18 protein-coding genes are annotated in these 20,530 nt (G+C 61.2%); 12 read left to right on the top strand and 6 right to left on the bottom strand.

From position 1 onward, the window contains the following. Positions 1-14 precede the first annotated feature (14 nt). Together AC1D35_RS12775 and AC1D35_RS12770 are read right to left on the bottom strand one after the other, a co-directional pair. Positions 15-698, bottom strand: a complete 684-nt coding sequence (locus tag AC1D35_RS12775) for a helix-turn-helix domain-containing protein (protein ID WP_037098373.1) — start codon at positions 696-698, stop codon at positions 15-17. A 74-nt stretch (positions 699-772) separates the two neighbouring features. Next, positions 773-1,732 (bottom strand): GlxA family transcriptional regulator, encoded by a 960-nt coding sequence (locus tag AC1D35_RS12770; protein ID WP_477854909.1) that lies wholly within the window; start codon positions 1,730-1,732, stop codon positions 773-775. A gap of 88 nt (positions 1,733-1,820) precedes the next feature. On the opposite strand from AC1D35_RS12770, the gene AC1D35_RS12765 reads away from it, so the two are divergent. From AC1D35_RS12765 to AC1D35_RS12745, 5 genes are all read left to right on the top strand, one after another. After that, positions 1,821-3,071, top strand: coding sequence for a sarcosine oxidase subunit beta family protein (locus AC1D35_RS12765; RefSeq protein WP_477854908.1), 1,251 nt, complete (start codon positions 1,821-1,823; stop codon positions 3,069-3,071). 12 nt (positions 3,072-3,083) lie between these two features. Next, complete coding sequence (locus tag AC1D35_RS12760) at positions 3,084-3,362, top strand: sarcosine oxidase subunit delta (protein WP_477854907.1); 279 nt, start codon at positions 3,084-3,086, stop codon at positions 3,360-3,362. Further along, entirely contained in the window at positions 3,359-6,292 is a 2,934-nt protein-coding gene (locus AC1D35_RS12755; RefSeq protein WP_477854906.1) for a sarcosine oxidase subunit alpha family protein, read from the top strand. Before AC1D35_RS12760 ends, AC1D35_RS12755 begins: the two co-directional genes overlap by 4 nt. After that, positions 6,285-6,806 (top strand): sarcosine oxidase subunit gamma, encoded by a 522-nt coding sequence (locus tag AC1D35_RS12750; RefSeq protein ID WP_477854905.1) that lies wholly within the window; start codon positions 6,285-6,287, stop codon positions 6,804-6,806. The genes AC1D35_RS12755 and AC1D35_RS12750 overlap by 8 nt, the downstream gene beginning before the upstream one ends. Before the next feature lie 167 nt (positions 6,807-6,973). Continuing rightward, positions 6,974-7,144, top strand: coding sequence for a substrate-binding domain-containing protein (locus AC1D35_RS12745; RefSeq protein ID WP_477854904.1), 171 nt, complete (start codon positions 6,974-6,976; stop codon positions 7,142-7,144). Positions 7,145-7,330: 186 nt separating this feature from the next. Here AC1D35_RS12745 and AC1D35_RS12740 read toward each other — a convergent pair whose 3' ends face one another. The 4 genes from AC1D35_RS12740 to AC1D35_RS12725 are packed head-to-tail and all read right to left on the bottom strand — an operon-like array spanning position 7,331 to position 12,392. Then, positions 7,331-8,860, bottom strand: a complete 1,530-nt coding sequence (locus AC1D35_RS12740; RefSeq protein WP_113509918.1) for an ABC transporter substrate-binding protein — start codon at positions 8,858-8,860, stop codon at positions 7,331-7,333. A gap of 27 nt (positions 8,861-8,887) precedes the next feature. Further along, on the bottom strand, positions 8,888-9,712 hold the full coding sequence (locus AC1D35_RS12735; RefSeq protein WP_113295903.1) for an ABC transporter permease: 825 nt from the start codon (positions 9,710-9,712) through the stop codon (positions 8,888-8,890). Then, the gene (locus AC1D35_RS12730; RefSeq protein ID WP_113295904.1) at positions 9,712-10,683 is read right to left on the bottom strand and encodes an ABC transporter permease; all 972 of its coding nucleotides are present in this window, start codon (positions 10,681-10,683) and stop codon (positions 9,712-9,714) included. Before AC1D35_RS12730 ends, AC1D35_RS12735 begins: the two co-directional genes overlap by 1 nt. Continuing rightward, positions 10,683-12,392: an ABC transporter ATP-binding protein gene (locus AC1D35_RS12725; RefSeq protein WP_477854902.1), complete on the bottom strand. Its 1,710-nt coding sequence runs from the start codon at positions 12,390-12,392 to the stop codon at positions 10,683-10,685. The genes AC1D35_RS12730 and AC1D35_RS12725 overlap by 1 nt, the downstream gene beginning before the upstream one ends. Positions 12,393-12,668: 276 nt before the next feature. Here AC1D35_RS12725 and AC1D35_RS12720 point away from each other — a divergent pair, with 276 nt between their 5' ends. The 7 genes from AC1D35_RS12720 to AC1D35_RS12690 all read left to right on the top strand — a co-directional run. Beyond that, positions 12,669-13,382, top strand: coding sequence for an SDR family NAD(P)-dependent oxidoreductase (locus AC1D35_RS12720; RefSeq protein ID WP_113309942.1), 714 nt, complete (start codon positions 12,669-12,671; stop codon positions 13,380-13,382). 22 nt (positions 13,383-13,404) lie between these two features. After that, entirely contained in the window at positions 13,405-14,718 is a 1,314-nt protein-coding gene (locus AC1D35_RS12715) for an NAD(P)/FAD-dependent oxidoreductase (RefSeq protein ID WP_113309941.1), read from the top strand. A 37-nt stretch (positions 14,719-14,755) separates the two neighbouring features. Further along, positions 14,756-16,810: a hydantoinase/oxoprolinase family protein gene (locus AC1D35_RS12710; protein WP_477854900.1), complete on the top strand. Its 2,055-nt coding sequence runs from the start codon at positions 14,756-14,758 to the stop codon at positions 16,808-16,810. Next, positions 16,807-18,456 (top strand): hydantoinase B/oxoprolinase family protein, encoded by a 1,650-nt coding sequence (locus tag AC1D35_RS12705; RefSeq protein ID WP_477938651.1) that lies wholly within the window; start codon positions 16,807-16,809, stop codon positions 18,454-18,456. Before AC1D35_RS12710 ends, AC1D35_RS12705 begins: the two co-directional genes overlap by 4 nt. Positions 18,457-18,491: 35 nt before the next feature. Next, entirely contained in the window at positions 18,492-18,914 is a 423-nt protein-coding gene (locus tag AC1D35_RS12700; RefSeq protein ID WP_113295909.1) for a RidA family protein, read from the top strand. 102 nt (positions 18,915-19,016) lie between these two features. Further along, a complete protein-coding gene (locus AC1D35_RS12695) occupies positions 19,017-19,871 on the top strand; it encodes a DeoR/GlpR family DNA-binding transcription regulator (protein WP_477834957.1) in 855 nt (284 codons plus the stop codon). Continuing rightward, a partial coding sequence (locus AC1D35_RS12690) for a LacI family DNA-binding transcriptional regulator (RefSeq protein ID WP_477938650.1) occupies positions 19,840-20,530 on the top strand: 691 nt, incomplete at its 3' end. The genes AC1D35_RS12695 and AC1D35_RS12690, both read left to right, overlap by 32 nt.

Genomic DNA, 20,530 nt, shown 5'->3' with positions numbered 1-20,530 from the left:
TCTTTTAAGGCAAGTCAGTCATTCTTGCCGCGTTGCGGATAGCTGATGATGGAGAGATATCGGCTCGGCAATTTCACAAGTTTTTCCGGCCCGTGCGGCGCATCAGCATCAAAGAACAGGCTGTCGCCCGGCTGCATCGGGAAAAGCTGGTCGCCATGGCGATAGACGACCTCTCCGTCCAGCATGTAGATCAGCTCCATGCCCTCATGCTGGAAGGTCGGAAAGACATCCGAATCCGTGGTCAGCGTGATGAGATAGGGCTCGACGATCACGCCGCTGCTGTTGTTGTCGATATGGCCGAGCAAATTATACTGATGGCCGGCGCGTGTGCCGCGGCGCTCAAGCTCGATGCCCTGCCCCGCCTTGACGAAGACGGCGTTGCGCGGCTCCTCGTACCGGCGGAAGAAGGCCGTCAACGGCACGCCGAGGGCGCGCGAGAGCGATTGCAATGTCGTCAGCGATGCCGAGATATTGCCGTTCTCGATCTTCGACAGCATGCCGAGCGAAATGCCGGTCGCGGCAGCAAGGTCGGTTACGGTAATGCCGAGCTTCTTGCGATAGGCGCGAACCTCATGGCCGATCGCCATTTCGAGATTGTTTTCCTTCGGCTCGCGCACCGCATGCGGATTCTGGGACAGGGCCTGACGAACCGCATGGGCATGCTCCTGGCTCGACGTTTCATCCAGCTTGATCTTCATTCACGGTCCTTCGCGCACTCGCTCTTTGCAAGCACCCTATCGCCAGAGTGAAATCTTCTCAACCCTGAAGAAAGTCAGAGCCTGCGGACTGAACTCGGACTGGTGCCGTAGAGGCCGCGAAAGAGGCGCGAAAAATGCGCAGCGCCGGAAAAACCTGTCGCAATGGCGATCTCGGAGATCGACAGCGGGCTCTGCTCAAGGAGCCTTCGGGCGTGCTGCAGCCGGATGCGTCTGTATAGCTCGAGGAAGGTCGTATCGAGGTGAGCGGCGAACAGGCGGTCGAGATGGCGCGGCGTCACCCCGGCAATGCGGGCCATGGCTGCACGGTTGAGCGGCATCTCGATGGTTTCCTCCATCTTCTCTACGACGCTCAGCAAGCCCGGATGGTGCACGCCGTAGCGCTCGGCAAGGGAAGCGCGCTGCGGCGCTGTCGGCTGAGCGACCTCGGCATGCAGGAACCAGTCGCTGACCCGGCGGGCGAAATCCGGCCCCATACGCTCGGCGATCAGCGCATGCATCATGTCGAGCGGCGCAATGCCGCCGCCGCAGGTAATGCGGTTGCCGTCGACGACGAAACGCGCCTGGCGCGGCGACAGGTCGGGAAAGGCTTCGAGAAGCGCCGGCGCATGCTCCCAATGGATTGTAAAGTCACGGCCTGTCAGCAGCCCGGCCGCGGCCAGCAGATAGGGACCGCCCGAAATGCCGCCGATGCGTACGCCTTCGCGCGCGAGCTGCCGTATGCAGGAAAGCACGGCCGGATAGTGCCAGTCGCGCGGAGAACCGCCGGCGCAGACGAAGACAGTGCCGAGCCCGAAACCGCGACCGGGAAGCGGCGCGGCCGGGACGGGTACGCCGCCGGAAGACAACACCGCCCCGCCTTCCGGCGAAAAGCATGAGATGCGGTAGATTTCCCGCCCGGCAAGCAGGTTGGCCGCGCGCAGCGGCTCGCTCGCCGAGGCATAGGACATCAGGGCAAATCCCGGCAGAAGAATGAAGCCGATGGAATGCAGGTTTTTTGTTTCGATAGACGCCATGTCCCTTTCTTATCGATAAATGTCCTAAACAGGCAAGTCACACCTCGCCTTTCTGGCATCATGGCACCAGCTCCCACCGGATCTATCCATGCGCTATTCCGCTCTCTCCATCTTCTTAAACGGGCTTCGCGGCAACAACAGCTGGGCACCTGCCTGGCGCCAGCCTTCGCCGAAGCCGCATTATGACGTCATCATCGTGGGTGGCGGCGGCCATGGTCTTTCGACGGCCTATTATCTCGCCAAGACGTTCGGTATCACCAACGTCGCCGTGCTGGAGAAGGGCTATCTCGGCTCCGGCAATATCGGCCGAAACACGACGATCATCCGCTCCAACTACCTGCTGCCCGGCAACAACCCCTTCTACGAGTTGTCGATGAAGCTCTGGGAAGGGCTGGAACAGGATTTCAACTTCAACGCCATGGTTTCGCAGCGCGGCGTGCTGAACCTCTTTCATTCCGATGCGCAGCGCGATGCCTATACAAGGCGCGGCAATGCCATGCGCCTGCACGGCGTCGACGCAGAGCTCCTCGACCGGGCCGCGGTCCGCAAGATGCTGCCCTTCCTCGATTTCGACAATGCCCGCTTCCCCGTCATGGGCGGCCTCCGCCAGCCGCGCGGCGGCACGGTGCGCCACGATGCGGTCGCCTGGGGCTATGCCCGCGGCGCCGACAGCCGCGGCATCGACATCATCACAAATTGCGAGGTCACCGGCATTCGCGGCGAGAATGGCAGTGTGACAGGCGTCGAGACCACCAGGGGCTTCATCGGTTGCGGCAAGCTGGCGCTCGCTGCCGCCGGCAATTCCACCGTGGTCGCCGACATGGCGGGCCTGCGTCTGCCGATCGAGAGCCATGTGCTGCAGGCCTTCGTCACCGAGGGGCTGAAACCTTTCATCGACACCGTCGTCACATTTGGCGCCGGCCATTTCTACGTTTCACAGTCGGACAAGGGCGGCCTCGTTTTCGGCGGCGATATCGACGGCTACAATTCCTATGCCCAGCGCGGCAATCTCGCCACTGTCGAGCACGTCGCCGAAGCCGGCGTGGCAATGATCCCATCGCTGACGCGGGTCAGATATCTGCGCAGCTGGGGCGGCGTCATGGACATGAGCATGGACGGCTCGCCGATCATCGACCGCACCCATATCGACAATCTCTACCTGAATGCCGGCTGGTGTTACGGCGGCTTCAAGGCCACACCTGCCTCCGGCTATTGCTACGCCCATCTGATCGCCCGCAACGAGCCGCACGAGACGGCGCGGGAACTGCGCCTCGACCGCTTCCGGCGCGGCTACCAGATCGACGAAAAGGGCGTTGGCGCCCAGCCCAACCTGCATTGAGGACATGACGCCATGGCAAGCCTGATTTCCTGCCCGCATTGCGGCATCCGTCCCAAGGAGGAATTCACCATCCGTGGCGATGCAAGCCTCACCCGGCCGGCAGCCGATGCCGGCGCTGACGCCTGGTACGACTACGTCTATCTGCGGGACAATCCGAGGGGACGGCACAAGGAGTACTGGCACCATTCCTCCGGCTGCCGGCGCTGGCTGGTTGTCGAACGCGACACTGTCACCCACGCCGTTCACACCGTCAGCGATGCCGCGATTGCCAAGCTCGGAGGTGCGGCATGACGAGTTCGCGGCTTCCCGGCGGTGGGCGGATCGACCGATCGAGCACGCTGAACTTTACCTTCGATGGCAGACAACTGGCCGGCCATCCCGGCGATACGCTCGCTTCCGCCCTTCTTGCCAACGGCATCCAGCTCGTCGGCCGCAGCTTCAAGTATCACCGGCCGCGCGGCATCCTGACGGCGGGCGCGGCTGAGCCCAACGCGCTCGTCACGACGGGCACTGGCGGCCGCACGGAGGCCAATACACGTGCCACGATGATCGAACTCCATGACGGGCTCATCGCCCGCAGCCAGAACCGCTGGCCCTCGCTCGGCTTCGACATTGGCGCCATCAACGGCTTGCTGTCGCCCTTCCTGAGCGCCGGCTTCTACTACAAGACCTTCATGTGGCCGGCCGCCCTCTGGGAAAAGCTCTACGAGCCGCTGATCCGCAAAGCCGCCGGTCTCGGCAAGGCGTCCTACGAGCCCGATCCGGATTCCTACGAGAAATGCTGGGCTCACTGCGACCTGCTCGTCATCGGCGCGGGGCCTGCCGGCCTTGCAGCGGCGCTGACGGCTGGACGCGCTGGTGCCCGCGTCATCGTCGCCGACGAAGGTTTCGCGCTCGGCGGCAGCCTGCTCCTCGAAAGCGGCACCGCGCTGCAGGACATGCTCAATGAACTCGAGGGTCTGCCGAACGTCCGTCTCCTGCCACGTACCACGGCCGTCGGCTGGTACGACGACAATGTCTTCGGCGCTGTCGAGCGCGTGCAAAAACATGTGGCACTACCCGATCCGCATCGGCCCATCGAGCGCCTCTGGCGCATCATCGCCAAACAGGCGATCCTCGCCTCGGGCGCCGAAGAGCGGCCGCTCGTCTTCGGCGGCAACGATATTCCAGGCGTGATGATGGCTGGTGCTATGCACAGCTATCTCGGCCGCCAGGCGGTGACGCCCGGCGCCCGCACCGTGATCTTCACCAGTAGTGCGTCCGGCTATCGCACGGCGGGCGCGCTCGAAGCCGCCGGTGTCGATGTCGCCGCCATCGTCGACAGCCGTGATGCGGCCGACAATACCTGGTCCGGACGCGCCCGCGTGCTGAACGGCAGCCGGGTGCGCGACGCGCATGGTGGCAAACGCCTGCGCCATGTCACGATCGAGACCGCTTCGGCAACACAGCGCATCGAGGCGGACGCGCTTGCCATGTCCGGCGGCTGGAGCCCGATCATCCACCTTGCCTGCCATCGCCGCGCCAGGCCGGTCTGGTCGGAGGAAAGGGCAGCCTTCCTGGCGCCGGAACGCCAGCAGGGCCTGTCGATCGCCGGCTCCGCGGCCGGGCTCGGCTCGACGGAGGCCTGCCTCGGCGATGGTGCGGCCAAGGCCGTCGAGGCACTGCAGGCGATCGGCTTCGCAAAGGTCGTGGCCGCCTTCGCGCCTGTCGAGGAAACCGCGGCATCATCGAAGCCGCTCTGGTCCGTCAAGGGCGGAAAGGGCAAGGCCTTCGTCGATTATCAGAACGACGTACACCTCAAAGATCTTGGCCTTGCCGTTCGCGAGGGATATGGGCATGTCGAACTCGCCAAACGCTATACGACCAGCGGCATGGCAACCGACCAGGGCAAGCTTTCCAATATCAATGCCATCGGCATCCTGGCCGAGGCCCGCGGCATGTCGCCTGCCGAAGTCGGCACCACCACATTCCGTCCCTTCTATACGCCGGTCTCCTTCGGCGCGCTGACGGGCGGCTCGCGCGGTCGTCATTTCCAGCCGGTGCGCAGGTCACCACTACATGGCTGGGCCAAGAAGAATGGCGCCGTCTTCGTCGAGACCGGGCTGTGGTACCGCTCCTCCTGGTTTCCACGTGCGGGAGAGACGAGCTGGCGAGAGAGCGTCGATCGCGAGGTTCTGAACATCCGGCAGAATGCCGGCATTTGCGACGTCTCCACCCTCGGCAAGATCGAGGTCTTCGGCAGGGATGCCGCTGCCTTCCTCGATCGCGTCTACTGCAACGGCTTTGCCAAGCTGCCGGTCGGCCGGGCGCGCTACGGCATCATGCTGCGCGAGGACGGCATGATCTACGACGACGGCACGACGAGCCGCTTCGCCGAGGACCATTTCTTCATGACGACGACGACGGCGCTTGCCGCCGGCGTGCTGACCCATCTCGAATTCTGCGCGCAGACGCTCTGGCCGGAGCTCGACGTCCGTTTTGCCTCCTCGACCGACCAATGGGCGCAGATGGCGGTCGCCGGCCCGAAATCGCGCGCGATCCTTTCCAAGATCGTCGACGAGGATATTTCCGATGCCGCCTTCCCCTTCATGAGTGCTCGCGTGGTCTCGCTCCTCGGCGGCTCGCTCGAAGGACGACTCTTCCGGATCTCCTTCTCCGGCGAACTCGCCTATGAACTTGCCGTGCCCGCCGGCTACGGCGAATGGGTCGCCGACCAGATCATGCGGGCAGGTAAGACGCACAGCATCTGCCCGTATGGTACCGAGGCGCTCGGGGTCATGCGCATCGAGAAGGGCCATGTCACCCATGCCGAGATCAACGGAACGGTGACGCCAGGCGATCTCGGCTTCGCCCGCATGGTTTCGGCCACCAAGCCCGACTTCATCGGCAGGGCGATGCTCGCCCGCGAAGGTTTGCAGGCCGAGGACCGCCCCCGCCTCGTCGGCGTCAAGCCGCTTGATCCCGCGACGAGCTTCCGCACCGGTTCTCACATCCTTGCCGAACATGCCGCCGCCACTCTTGAAAACGACCAGGGCTATGTGACCTCGAGTGCTTTTTCGCCGAGTCTTGGCCATACGATCGGCCTTGCGCTCGTCAAGCACGGGCCGGAGCGAATAGGCGAAAAGGTCTTAATCTGGAATGGCCTGAGAAACGAATTCACCGAGGCGGTGCTCTGCAGTCCCGTTTTCATCGATCCCGATAACGAGAAGCTCCATGCCTGAACGTCCCGAACACAAGCCGGCCCTCACGGGCAAGGAGACAGTTGAAGGCTCCGGCATTCGGCTGGAGCCGCTGCCGGAGGGCCACCTCCTGCATGTCATGGGCGCAATCGATGGCGATAGCCTCATCAACGCGCTCTCTGCCGCTGGACTGGCAACGAGCGCTGTGCGGCAGGCCGGTTATCAGCAATGGTACATAACGGGCGAGGAAAGCCTGCCACCCTCGCATATCACGCTCCTTGCCGATCATTTGAGAGGCAGAGGCTTTGTCTGCGACCAGAGCCATGGCCGCATCCGCATCGCTCTTTCCGGTCCCCGCGCTGCGGACGTGCTCGCTCGGGGAACGGCAGTCGATCTCGATCGCGCCGCCTTCCCCGTCGGCCAATCGGCCGTCACACTTTTCGGACATGTCTCCGTCCAGCTGACGCGCACGCAGGCGATGCGCTTCGAGCTCACGGTGCTGCGCAGCTTTGCTGAGGATCTGTATGAGATGTTCGAACGCGTCGTCGCAGCCTGAGCGCGAGCTCGTTGCCGATCTGGGTTCGCCGTTGGACAAGAAAGTCCCGCGTACGGTGCAGGGCAAGGATCGATGAACATGCTTCGGTCTTAGCCGATGCAGGCTATCGTAACCGCAAGCGCGATGGCAAGCGCCGAGAAACCTTAGGAAAATGCCGATACCGTGTCGTGGCCGAGTGCAGCAGCTCGCGTTGGGCGAAGGTCAATGGCGTGTCCGTTCCCGAAGAGCTGTCCATCGTGGGCTGTGACAACATCGAGTTCGGAGAGTTCTCTGATACGACTCTCACCAGCGTTCGCAACAACGGCGCAACGTTGGCCAAAGCGGCTGTCGAACGCTGATCACACTCATGGAGACGCACGGTCCCTTGCCCCCTCCGACCCTGACGCTCCTTCCGGGCGCACTCGTCATCCGCGAAAGCTCGTCCTTGCTCCGCGGCGAACGTCCAGCCCCGATTAAAATGATGGACCATGAAGAACGGCAAAGATTGATGCTACCGGACGCCAAAGCGTCCGGTAGCTGTTGTCTTATTCCACTTTGGTGTTCTCGATGCTGAGGCCCGACTGGAACGTCAGGAAGCCCGGCATATTCGTAAAGCCGGTCACGCCTTTCTTCACTGCGTAGTTCTGTTCGCGCCACATGAAATAGACGAGCGGCGACAGTTCAAGCGCTCTGTCGACGAAGGCGTCATAGACCTTCGCTCTTTCGTCCTTGTCGACGGTCGCCCTGCCCTTGTCGAGCAGCTCATTGATTTGCGGATCGTTGAAATATGGAGAATTGTTGGTCCGAACGAGCTTGTCGCCACCATAGTAGTAGTTGCTCAGCCAATCGGCGTCAGTGATCTCGCCGAGGCTGCCGAGCACCGTAAAATCGTAATCGGCAGAGGTTGCCTTGGACATGCGGCTAGCCCAGTCCGGCAAATCGAGCTTGACCTTGATGCCGATTTTGGCGAGCTCCGACTGAATGGCGATCGCTGTATTTTGGTGGAAACTATATTGAGAGGATGCGAGCAATCGCGCCTCGAAGCCATTCGGATATCCAGCCTTGGCGAGCAGTGCTTTTGCTTTCTCGATATCGTGTGAAAAATAGTTCGCCTTGGATTCGGAATAGCCCATATAGCCCTTTGGAATGGCGATGCCGTAAATCGGGCTACCGAGGCCGTTGAAGGCAGTATTGATGATCACGTTGCGGTCCACGGCATAGGCGATGGCCTGACGAACTTCTGGTTTTGAAAACGGTTCAAATTTTGTATTGAACTGAAGCCCCATGAAGGGACCCGTGTTTCTCAAAAGCTCAGTATCGGGGCCTTTTTCGAGATCCGCTGCATCCTTAGCCGGAACATAGTCGATAATGTCGACGTCACCCGATTTCAGGGCGTTCACACGGGTATTTTCGTCGCTGTAGAAGACGTAGTGGACTTCGTCGAGATCCGGCTTTCCTGGCTTGTAGTAGTCGTCGAATTTCTTGACGACGATCTCCCGTCCGCGCGTCCAACCTGCGAATTTGAAGGGACCGGCGCCGATCGGCGAGGCGGTCGGATTGTCGGCATTCTTGGCAAGCCAGGCCGCCGGCACAATGACGGATTCCGGCAGCGCCAGATAGTCGACAAGCGCAACCGATGGGCTCGACAGGGTCAGTTTTACGGTCTTTTCATCTGGGGTTTCAATCTTCGATATGATCGAAAGCTCATTGCGGAACGCCGCCTTTCCCTTTGGATCGAGAATTCTTTCCAGCGATGCCTTCACATCTGTAGCTGTCACCGGCGAACCATCGTGAAACTTGGCCTGACGGAGATGGAAAGTGAACTCCTTCGCGTCGGGGCTGATGTCGTAGCTTTCGGCAAGCTCCGGCGTGATCTTTCCATCGACGCCATAATTAACAAGTCCGCGATGGATGGCGAGCTTGACGGTGCGGCCGGATGTACCGGGCTGAATGACCGTATCGAGGGTCGAAGGCTCTCCCGAAAGCCCGAAATAGAGGGTGCCGCCGGCGAGGGCACTTGTCGCGGTCAAGCCCAGAAGGCCTGCAACGAGAGCCATTTGGAGAATTCTCTTCATGATGTTCCCTTTCTTTGTTGATGACTGTCAGTTTTCGCGAAGTCTCGGATCGAGATGGTCACGAAGCGCGTCGCCGAGGACGTTGATGGCGAGGACGGTGACCGCAAGGCAGAGGGAGGGCCAGACGACATACATCGGATTCTGGCTGAGATAACCACGCGCCGTGCCGATCATCTGGCCCCATGAGGGTTCGGGTGGCACGATGCCGAGACCGAGAAAACTCAGGCCGGATTCGAGCAGGATCGCCGCTGCGATCGTCAATGTGGCCTGAACGACCAATGGCGAGAGAATGTTGGGCAGGATCGCCCGCAAGACGACCCGAAGATAGCGCGCTCCCATTGCGTGTTCGGCTTCGACGAACTCTTGTCTGATCACCTGAAGGGCGGCCGATTGCGCAACGCGGGCAAATTGCGGGATGAAAATGATGCCGATGACGACACTGAGGCTGACGACGCCGCTGCGCCAGAAACCGACGGCAAGCAAGGCCAGCAGGATTGCCGGAAAGCTCAGCATGATATCGACGCCGCGCATGACGAAAAAGGCCAACACCGGCCGACTGTAGGCGCCGACGATGCCGCAAGCCGTGCCGCCGATGGCGGCGATTATGGTTGAAATGACGGCTACCAGGATGGTCGGGCGGATGCCGACCAGAAGACGCGATAGGATATCGCGACCGAACTCGTCGGTGCCGAGCAGATATTGCGTCGAACTCGCCTGGTTGACCGCATTCTGGTTGATGGCGAGGGGATCGTGGGGGGCGAGCAGAGGACCGGCCGCTGCTATCGCGAGCACCGCCACCACGACAATGAGACTGGATGCGACCAGCGGTCGGCGAAAGAGGATGTTCGTCATCAGGCGCGCTTCCGGCGGATTCGTGGATCGAGCAGGCTGTAGAGGATGTCGACACACAGATTGATCAGGATGAACAGGGCCGCGATGGTCAGGATGCTGCCCTGCACCAGGGGATAGTTGCGGTTGGAGACGGCTGTGACGAGAAGGGTACTCAGCCCGGGCCAATTGTAGAGAGCTTCGACGAGCACCGTGCCGCCCATCAGATTGCCAAGCTGCAGGCCGATGATCGTCACGATCGGGATCGCTGCATTGCGCAGAACATGGAGCCAGATGACGCGCCGTTCGCGCATGCCTCTCGCCCGAAGCGACCGCACGAAATCGCGCCCCAGGATTTCCAGCATGGACGAGCGCGTCATGCGGGCGATTGAGGCAGCGAGACCGAGGCCGAGTGTGAGCGCCGGTAGGATCAGTTTCTGGAAATGCAGGAAGGCGTTGCGCGAAATGTCCGTATAGCCGCTCGAGGGAAGCCAACCGAGCTTGAGGCTCAGCAGCAAAATGAGAAGCGACCCGAGAATATAGACCGGCACCGAAATGCCGAGAGTCGAAAGCGATGTCAGAAGACCGTCGAGGAATCGGCCGCGCCGCAGGGCGGCAGCGATGCCGACGGGCACTCCGATGATGGCGGCAAGGACGATTGCAGCGCTCGCAAGTTCCATAGTCTTTGGAAGACTGGAGGACACATATTCCATGACGGAAACGCCGTCGAGAGAATTGCCGAGATCGCCGGTTGCCGCATTGCCGAGCCATTTGAAATATTGGGACAGGACTGGCTGGTCGAGACCGAGCTGATGGCGCATGGCGGCAACAGTTTCAGGCGAAGGATTGCTCTCCGGCCCGAGCAGCAGCAAGACCGGGTCCCCCGGCATGATGTACATGATGGAGAAGACGAGCGTCGCGATGACCCAGAGCTGGATCAGCGCCGTGACGAGCCTCGATCCGAGCGTGATGACGAATGTCGACAGGGTTTCCATCAGCGCGCCTCCAGAGCATTTGGTAGGGTCGCGCCGATCTTGGGCACGGCATTGAGAAGCGTGCGGGTATAGTCGGCCCTGGGATTGTCGAAGACATCTGCGGCAGGGCCTGTCTCGACGATCCTGCCTTTCTGCATCACGGCAATCGTATCGCTGACATGGCGCACGACCGACATGTCGTGGGAAATGAACAGATAGGTCAGATCGAATTCTTCCTGAAGATCCTGAAGCAAGTTGAGGACCTGTGCCTGAACGGACACGTCGAGCGCGGAGACCGCCTCGTCGCAGATGAGAAGTTTCGGATTGAGGGCAAGAGCCCGGGCAATGACGATACGCTGGCGCTGTCCCCCCGAAAACTCGTGCGGATAGCGACGCATGGCATCGCGCGGCAGCCCCACGGCATCCAGCAGCCTTGCGACCGTCGCCTGGCGATTGCGCCCCTTCTCGTGGATGTCGATCGGCGCGGCGACAAGGTCCATGACAGTCTGGCGCGGATTAAGCGAGCCATATGGGTTCTGGAAGACGAGCGCAAAGTCGCGCCGTGCAGCGCGTAGCCGGTCGCGGTCGAGCGAGGCGAGATCGCGTCCATCGAATTCGATCGCACCGCTGTCGGGCTGCATCAAGCGCATGACCAGCCGGGAGAGCGTCGATTTCCCGCAACCGGATTCGCCGACAAGTCCGAGCGTGGAGCGCGCCGGAATAACAAGGCTGACAGCATCGACGGCCCGGAAGGGTTGGGGCGGCGACAGCGCGCTCTCGCGTGTCCAGAATGTCTTCGTCAGATTGCGGATATTGAGGAGTATGCCGTTTTCCGGTCCCGGCGCCCGCAGCTTGCGTTCGGCAGGTCGCGCTGCCACAACGCTCGCGATCGCACCGCTTGCGTCTCTTCCGATGACCGGTAGCCGGCTCTTCGGCGCGGAAACCGACGGCATCGAGGCTATCAGCGCCTTGGTATAAGGACTGCCGGGTGCTGCAAAGAGGTTGCCGGTGACGGCTTCCTCCATGAGATCGCCGCGATAGATAACGGCAACGCGGTCGGCGACCTCGTAGATGACGCCTAGATCATGCGTGATGAGCAGGACAGCGGCGCCGATCTCCCTGTTGAGGTCGCGCAACAGACCGAGCACCTGCTTTTGGACAGTAACGTCAAGTGCTGTCGTCGGCTCGTCAGCGATGATAACGTCCGGTTTGCAGGCCACCGCCATGGCGATCATGACGCGCTGGCATTGACCGCCGGAAAGCTCGTGTGGATAGGAGCGCATGCAGCGCGCTGGATCGACGATCCCGACCCTTGCGAGCAGATCGGCGGCGCACTCGCCAGCCTGGCGACGGCTCATCCGCTCATGCAAAAGGATCGCCTCGATGATCTGACTTCCGCATGAAAAGACCGGATCCAGCGAGGCCATCGGATCCTGAAAGATCATCGAGATGCGCTTGCCGCGCAGCTTTCGCAGGATGTCCGGACGAGCCGTCAGTAGGTTTTCGCCGTCGAACTCGACGCGTCCGCCTGTGACGACGGCATTGGGCGGCAGAAGCCCCATTGCCGCAAGCGACAGAATGGTTTTCCCGCTACCGCTTTCGCCGACAAGACCCAGGATCTCACCCGCGACCAGCGAAAGCGACACGCCATTGACCGCAGCGCGCAGGCCCTCGCCCGTCTGGAAGGCGACGGAAAGATTGTCGATTTTCAGAATTTCCCTACCCGGCATACCGCACATCCGATCTGCGATTTCTGCCCACCGTTATCGGCGGACCCGTTCCCGTAGTTTTTGAGCGCTTATGCGCATATTTTGGAGTATTAAGGCACAAAGCGCCAAACTCCGTCAAGCACACGTTTGTATTTTGGTAGAAACTTTCTATTGATGATAGTTTTTGAAGCTTTTTTTGGAATTTCTATCAAATACCGGCTTGTCAGAAACCGAAAGCGCGCATACCGTTCATGCAAACGAATGCGTGACCACGCAGTCGCGACAGGGGAATGGACAATGACAACGCAACAACATTCACGCGTGGTGCTGATTTCGGGCGCAAGCCGCGGCATTGGTCTGGCGATCGCCCGCGAACTCATCGGGCACGGCTACCGTCTCAGCCTCGGCGCGCGCAACATCCAGGCGCTCGAAGCCGAGCTCGGCCCTGAGAGCGGCAGGTTACATTATGCGCATTTCGACGCTTTTGAACCGGCCACATCGGAGCGATGGGTGGCTGCAGCTGCCGAAAAGTTCCAGAGGATCGATGCTCTCGTGAACAATGCCGGCCTCGGCGAGCATGTCTCGCTGATGGACGACAATGACGAGGCCCTTGACCGGCTCTGGGCCGTCAATGTGAAGGCTCCCTTGCGCCTCACGCGCCTTTGCATGCCTCATCTCGAACAGACAGGCGCGGGGCGCATCGTCAACATAGCCTCGCTGTCGGGAAAACGGGTCAGGAACGCCTTCGTCGGCTACAACATGACCAAGTTTGCGGTGATGGGGCTGACCCACACGACCCGTCATGTCGCTTGGGAAAAGGGCGTTCGTGCAACGGCCATATGTCCGAGCTTCGTGCGCACGGAGATGAGCTCCTACACCAACAAGGTCAAGCCCGAGGACATGATCCAGCCGGAGACGCTTGCATCTCTCGTGCGCACCGCCATCGAACTTCCCAACAATGCGGCCATGGCCGAGATGCTGGTAAATTGCCGGCTCGAAGACACGCTCTGATCAATGCCGGCGAGATAGAACCATGTCACGTATCATTCCCGACGCCGTCCCTTCCACGCAGGCCCTGCCGGCAAAGGTGGATGTCGTCGTCATCGGCGGCGGAATCGTCGGCATATCGACAGCACTGGAGCTTGCCGAACGCGGCATCTCGGTTGCGGTTTGCGAAAAGGGACTGATCGCTGGCGAGCAGTCAGGCCGAAACTGGGGCTGGGTGCGGCAGATGGGCCGCGACCCCTCGGAACTGCCGCTCGCGATGGAAAGCCTGTCACTCTGGAAGGGCATGAACACGCGTATTGGCGAGGAAACCGGTTTTCGACAGACCGGTATCGCCTATCTGTGCCGCAATGCACGCCAGGAGGCCGAATATGAGGCCTGGCTGGTGCACGCCCGCGAATTCGGCCTCGATTCCCGGCTGCTGCGAAGCGAGGAATTGCGCCAGCACCTTCCGGGCATGACCGGTGGGTTTACGGCCGCCCTGCACACGTCCACCGACGGCCGTGCCGAACCGTTCAAGGCCGCCCCGGCAATTGCCCGTGGCGCCATCCGCGCCGGAGCCCACGTAATAACGGGATGTGCGGTTCGGTCTATTGAACGCTCCGCAGGTGCCGTCAGCGGCGTGATCACCGAACGCGGGCGCATTGCCTGCTCCTCCGTCGTGCTTGCCGGCGGCGCCTGGTCGCGTCTCTTCAGCGGAAACATCGGCGTTGATTTTCCMCAGCTGAAGATCCTCGGTTCCGTGGCGCGCGCGACATCGGTCAACGGCGTGCCCGAGCTACCGGTCGGTGCGGACAATTTCTCATTCCGGCGACGGCTGGACGGCAGTTTCTCGATCGCCATGCGCAATGCCAATATTGCGCCCATCGTGCCAGACAGCTTCCGCCTCTTTGCCGATTTCGTTCCGACCTTCATCAAAAGCTGGCGCGAACTGAAATTGCGGGTCGGCAACCGCTTCATCCAGGAATGGCGAACGCCGAGCTCCTGGGCAGCAGATGCCATCTCTCCGTTCGAGCAGGTGCGCATTCTCGATCCCGTCCCCTTTGAACGCTTCAACCGCGAGGGCCTTGCGCATCTCGTCAAGGCCTTTCCTGCCTTTGCAGAAAGCCGCATCACGCAAAGCTGGGCCGGCCTGATCGACGTGACGCCGGACGCAGTTCCCGTCATCGGTGCGGCCGGCGGCATTCCCGGTTTCTTCATTGCCAGCGGCTTTTCCGGCCATGGCTTCGGCATCGGTCCCGGCGCTGGAAAGCTGATGGCCGATCTCGTAACCGGCGCGCAGCCGAGCGTGGATCCGGCACCATTCCGCTTCGATCGTTTCAAGAAGACCAAGGCGGCCTGATCCGCCCGCGTAAACCTTGGCCAAAGAGGGTGAAGACATGGCATTGAGAATTGGCGTAGATTCCGGCGGCACGTTCACCGACGTCTGCCTGTTCGACGAAGAAACCGGCAAGCTCGACATCTGGAAGGTGCCGTCGACCCCCGACGACCCTTCGCGTGGCATTTCGGACGGTGTTTCCGAAGGACTTGCCACCGTCGGCAGCACCTCGGCCCATGTCGTCTTCCTTGGCCATGGAACGACGGTCGCCACCAATGCGCTCATCGAGCTGAAGGGTGTCGCGACAGGCTTAATCACAACCGACGGCTTCCGCGACCTCCTGGAAATCGGCCGCCAGAAGCGCCCAAGCCTCTATGACATGAATGCCGAAAAGCCGGAAACGCTGGTCAGCCGAGACCGGCGCCAGGAAGTTCCCGAACGCCTCAAATGCGATGGGTCGGCGGATCGCGGGCTCGACGAGGAGAAGCTGCGAGAGGCCGTGCGCAAGCTTGCAGAGGAAGACGTCAAGGCAATTGCCGTTTGCTTCCTCTATGGGTTTTTAAACAGCGCCCACGAACAGCGCGTGATCGAGATCCTTCGTGAAGAAATGCCCGATGTCTTCGTCAGCGCCTCGCATCTGGTGGCGCCGGAATTTCGCGAATATGAGCGCATGTCGACGACCGTCGTCAATGCCTATCTCGGTCCGGTCATGCAGCGGTATATCGACCGGCTCAAGCTGCGCCTGAGCGAACTCGGCGTGCCGGTCGCCCCGCAACTGACGCAGTCGAATGGCGGCGTGATTGGCTTTGACATGGCCGCACAGCTTCCGGTTCGCACCGTGCTATCCGGTCCGAGCACCGGGGTCGTTGCGGCCCAGGCGGTCGGACGACTGGCCGGCTTCGACAATATCATCACCTTCGATGTCGGCGGCACCTCGAGCGACGTGGCGCTGCTGCAGGGCGGCATCTGCAAGCTGACCGGAGAAGCCAATGTCCACGGTTATCCGATCAAGGCGCCGATGCTCGACATTCATACGGTCGGCGCCGGCGGCGGCTCGATCGCCTTCGTCGACAGCGGTGGTCTCCTGAAGGTCGGTCCACGTTCGGCGGGCGCTGATCCCGGCCCGGTCTGCTATGGGCGTGGCAATACGGAGGCGACGGTCACCGACGCCAACATCGTCCTGCAGACACTCAACCCGGTCGAAATCCTCGGCGGACGCATGAAGGTGCGCCGCGACCTCGCAATCGAAGCCGTCCAGCGCCTTGCCGATCAGCTCGGCCTCGGCCTGATGGAAACGGCCCAGGGCATCATTTCGGTCGTAACCGCAAACATGGCAAAGGCCATCCGCCTGATCAGCGTTCAACGCGGACACGATCCGCGCGACTACGCGCTGATGGCATTCGGCGGTGCAGGACCCCTCCACGCTGCCCGGCTCGCCAAGGAACTTGATATGAGCCGCATCATCGTGCCGCTCACACCCGGCACGCTCTGCGCGCTCGGCCTGCTTTTGACCGACCTTCGCTCCGACTTCGCCATATCCCGATTGATGAAGGTCGACGAAGGCGCCGTCGAGCCAATGGTCAACGGTTTCCAGACGCTCGAAGCGCAAGCTGTGGCGTGGTTCGATCAGGAGGCAATCGAGACGGATCGGCGTGTCGTCAATCGTACTGCTGACATGCGTTATGTCGGTCAGAATTACGAACTGCAGGTCCAGGCGCCTGCGGGTCCGCTGGGACCGGACAGCCTTGCTGCCTTGGTGCAGGGCTTCGAACAGGCTCACCTGCAGCGCTTCGGCTTCGTCGCCGAGGGTGAGGCAATCCAGATCGTGACCCTGCGGCTTGAGGCGGCCGGCGTCGTCAACAAGGCTGAACTCGCCTCATTGCCGGATGCTGGCCCCACCTGTGAGGAGGCCGTCATCGGCTCGCGTCAGGTCTATATGGATGAGGCAAAGGACTTCCTCTCCTGCCCGGTCTATGCCCGCGAAAAATTGAAGCCCGGCAACCGCATCGCCGGTCCGGCCATCGTCGAGCAGATGGACACAACCACCGTTATCCTCCCCGACATGCAGGCGACAGTCGACCCTTATCTCAACCTCATTCTGGAGACACGGGCATGAGCAAGATCGACCCGATCACCGTGGAAGTTATCGGCAGCGCGTTGACGTCGATCGTCGAAGAGATGGGCGAAGCGCTGGTGCGTGCCAGTTATTCCACCAATATCAAGGAGCGACGCGATTGCTCGACTGCGCTCTTCGACAGACACGGAAACACGCTTTGCCAGGCCGAGCATATTCCCATGCATCTCGGCAGTTTCATCGGTATCATCCCGCACATTAACAAGCGCTACGCCGCTGAGGATATCAAACCAGGCGACGTATTCATGGGCAACGATGCCTATGAGGGAGGTGCAACGCATCTGCCGGACATCGTATTGGCCGAACCTATTTACCATGACGAAATCATGGTCGGCTGGGCCGTCAATACGGCCCACCACGCCGACTTTGCCGATCGCGGCCACGCCCATATTTACCAGGAAGGCCTGCGCATCCCGCCGGTACGACTCTATCGACAGGGACAGCTGCAACAGGATCTGCAGGACATGTTCCTGCTGAACTGCCAGGTTCCGCACGAGCGGCTTTCGGATCTTCGCGCCCAGATGTCGGCAAACCGGCTCTGCGTCCAACGCATGCAGGATTTGTGCACGAAATACGGCGCAGACCTCGTCCTTGCCGCCGGCGATGCCCTGCAGGACTATGCGGAGCGCAAGATGCGCGCTGGGATCGCCGCAATCCCGGATGGCGTCTACAGCTTTACGGACTATTTCGACAGCAACCAGTTCGCCGATGTGATGAAATTGAACGTCGACATCACCATCAACGGCGATGCCATGCACATCGCCTTCGATGCGCCGCCGCAGGTGCCTGCCGGGCTGAACGTCATCTATACCGCGCTTCTGGCGACCTGCTACTACGCAGTCAAGGCCGTCATCGATCCGACGATCCTACCGAACGCCGGCCTGTCGCGCCCCATCAGCGTCGAAGCACCGTACGGATCGCTGCTCAATTGCAAGCATCCTGCCGCCGTCGACGGGCGCATCGCCGCCTGCCAGCGCGTTGCCGACCTTGTCCAGGGCGCACTCGCAAAGGCGCTACCGGGCCGGGTGACGGCTGCTGGCAACGGTGCGTGCACCGGTGCCCTGTTTACCGGCACGCGCGAGGACGGTTCGCTCTGGGTCTATCTCGAGACCATTGGCGGCGGGGGCGGTGCGCGCCCGACGGCTGACGGCCTCAGCGGCGTGCACGTCCACATGACGAATACGTCCAACCTTCCGGTCGAAGCGCTCGAGCTCGAATATCCTCTGACGMTCCTGCGCTATGAACTCGTCAACGGCTCGGCCGGCGCCGGCACCTGGCGCGGCGGCATGGGCTTGAGGCGCGTCTATCGGATCGAGGCCGATTGCCGCTTCAGCGTCGAGGGCGGAAGGCTGTCGGTCTACCCCTGGGGGCTCGAGGGCGGTCTGCAGGCGAGCGGGTCACATTTCGATTTCGGCAACGGCGAGCACAACTTGCCGGGAACCGTGCAGTTGAAGGCGGGGCAGGTGGTCGAGCTCGTGACACCGGGCGGCGGCGGCTACGGCTTGCCTTCCGGCCGCTCTCTGGAAGCCATCCGCCGAGACGTCAAGGAGGAGCGTATCACGGCCGAATTCGCCGAACGAGTCTACGGCCTCGGCGCCACACAATCGAATCTGGCGGCAACCGCCTGATCGCTCAAACCCACATCAAAGGAAGGATATTGTCCGTGGTAAAGGTAACGAAAGTCAAATCCGGCAGCCTCTACGAGGAAAAGGAAAGCTATTCGCGCGTGGTCGCGGTCGACAACTGGGTGTTCGTGTCAAATACCGCCGGACGCAACTACAAGACCCGCGAAATGTCGACCGATCCAGTCGAGCAGGCCAAGCAGTGCTTTCACAATATCGAAGGCGCTCTCGCAGCCGTTGGCGCAACGCTTGCAGATGTCGTGCGTTCGCGCGTCGTCATACCGAACGTTGCTGACGCTCCGGCGGTCATGGCCTATGTCGGGGAAAAATTCCGCGGCGTCGATCCCTGCAGCACGGTGACGTGCCCGCCGCTCGGTGGCCCGGATTTCCGTGTCGAGATCGAGGTGACTGCGTATAAGGGCGTAGGCGCGGCTGGCTCGGAATATATCAACGTCAGCCTCTAGAAACTATCCCGGCCGCCCGGTACGACCGGGCGGCCGATCACACGCGGCGAGGCATTGCCTCTGCTTTCAGTTTTGCTGCTGTTTCTGTAAGGTCGCGCTCCATTGAGAAAGAAAGAGGGTCTGCTCTTGGCTGAGACGGAAACACCGCAATCAGAAGACTTCTTGCCCGCCGAGCGGCGCGAGAAAATCATGGAATGGTTTTCGTCCAATCAGGTCGCATCGAGCCAGGATCTCGCCAAGCGTCTCAACACCTCCATCTCGACGATCCGTCGCGATCTCGATTTCCTCGCATCCCAGGGTGTCGTGAGAAGGACCCATGGCGGTGCCGTGCGCGTTCGTCGCAATACGACATTCGAACAGCTGGTCGACGAAGCGCGCCAGACGGCTGTCGAGGAGAAAAGGGCGATCGCAGTCGCGGCCGCAAAACTACTTCAACCTGAGCAGAGCATCTTCATCGATTCCCGCTCGACGCTTCACCAATTCGCCTATGTGATCGCAGAACTGACGACGCCGCTGACCGTCGTGACGAACGACGTGCATGTGGCCGATGTTCTCGTCAATAAAGACCATATCAAACTTGTAGTGCCGGGCGGGATCTGTCGTCCGGGCGCCTATTCCCTGCTTGGGGAAACCGCGATCAATTTCGTTCGCGAGTTGCGCTGCGACCATCTGTTCCTGTCTTCGCAGGCAGTGGATACGGAATGTGCCAGCGACACGTCGCTGGAGTTGGTCCAACTGCAGCGCGCCATGATCGACGCGTCAGTCGAAACAACCCTCATGATCGACAGCAGTCGATTTGGCAGCCGGGCAATCTACCGAACGACGCCGATCGAAAGGATCAATCGCATCATTACCGATGAGGGTCTGAATGCCGACGAGAGGGCAAAATACGCCGCTGTCGTGGCTGACTTGATCATCGCACCTTATGTCGATGTGGTTCAGGAGGAGCCCGAATGAGTTCGCGAGGTCGTCAGGAAAGCGCTCGTTTTCTTTCAAACGGCAGCGCTGGCTGCTCGTGACGAGAGAAAAGTCGACAGGACAGGCAGCGCGATCGACTTTGAACGTCACGATCGTCGATATTGCCAGGCTCGCAGGCGTCAATCCGTCGACAGTCAGTCGAGCCCTTTCGGGGTCATCGGCCGTGACGGCGCAGACGCGCGCGCGGATCGCAGACATTGCCAGGGAAAACGGCTATGTCGCAAATCATAATGCCCGCATGCTGCGCTCGCGCAAAGCCGGCCAGATCCTGGTCATCGTCCCCAACATAGCCGCCTTCTCCCATCCCGATGTCATATTAGGCATCGAGGAGGCTCTCGAAGAGCACAATATTGGCGTCATCGTCGGCAGCACCAAAGGAAGCAAAGAAAGGGAGATCGCCCTCGCCCGGCAATTGATCACAGGTACAGCCGACGGACTCATCCTGCTTAACGGCCACCTGCCGACAGAATTGGGAGAGCTGTCGCACTACAATCGCAGAATCGTTGCGATCTCCAGGCCGGTAGAAAACCCTGGGATCGCCTTCGTCGGCATAGATAATAAAAAGGCAGCCATTGAAGCCACACAATATCTGCTGTCACTTGGCCGTGGTCGGATCGTGCATATCGGCGGTCCGGAAC

This window comes from Rhizobium sp. P1_E6 (genome assembly GCF_056405875.1).
This window is presented reverse-complemented; position numbering and strand designations above follow the sequence as displayed.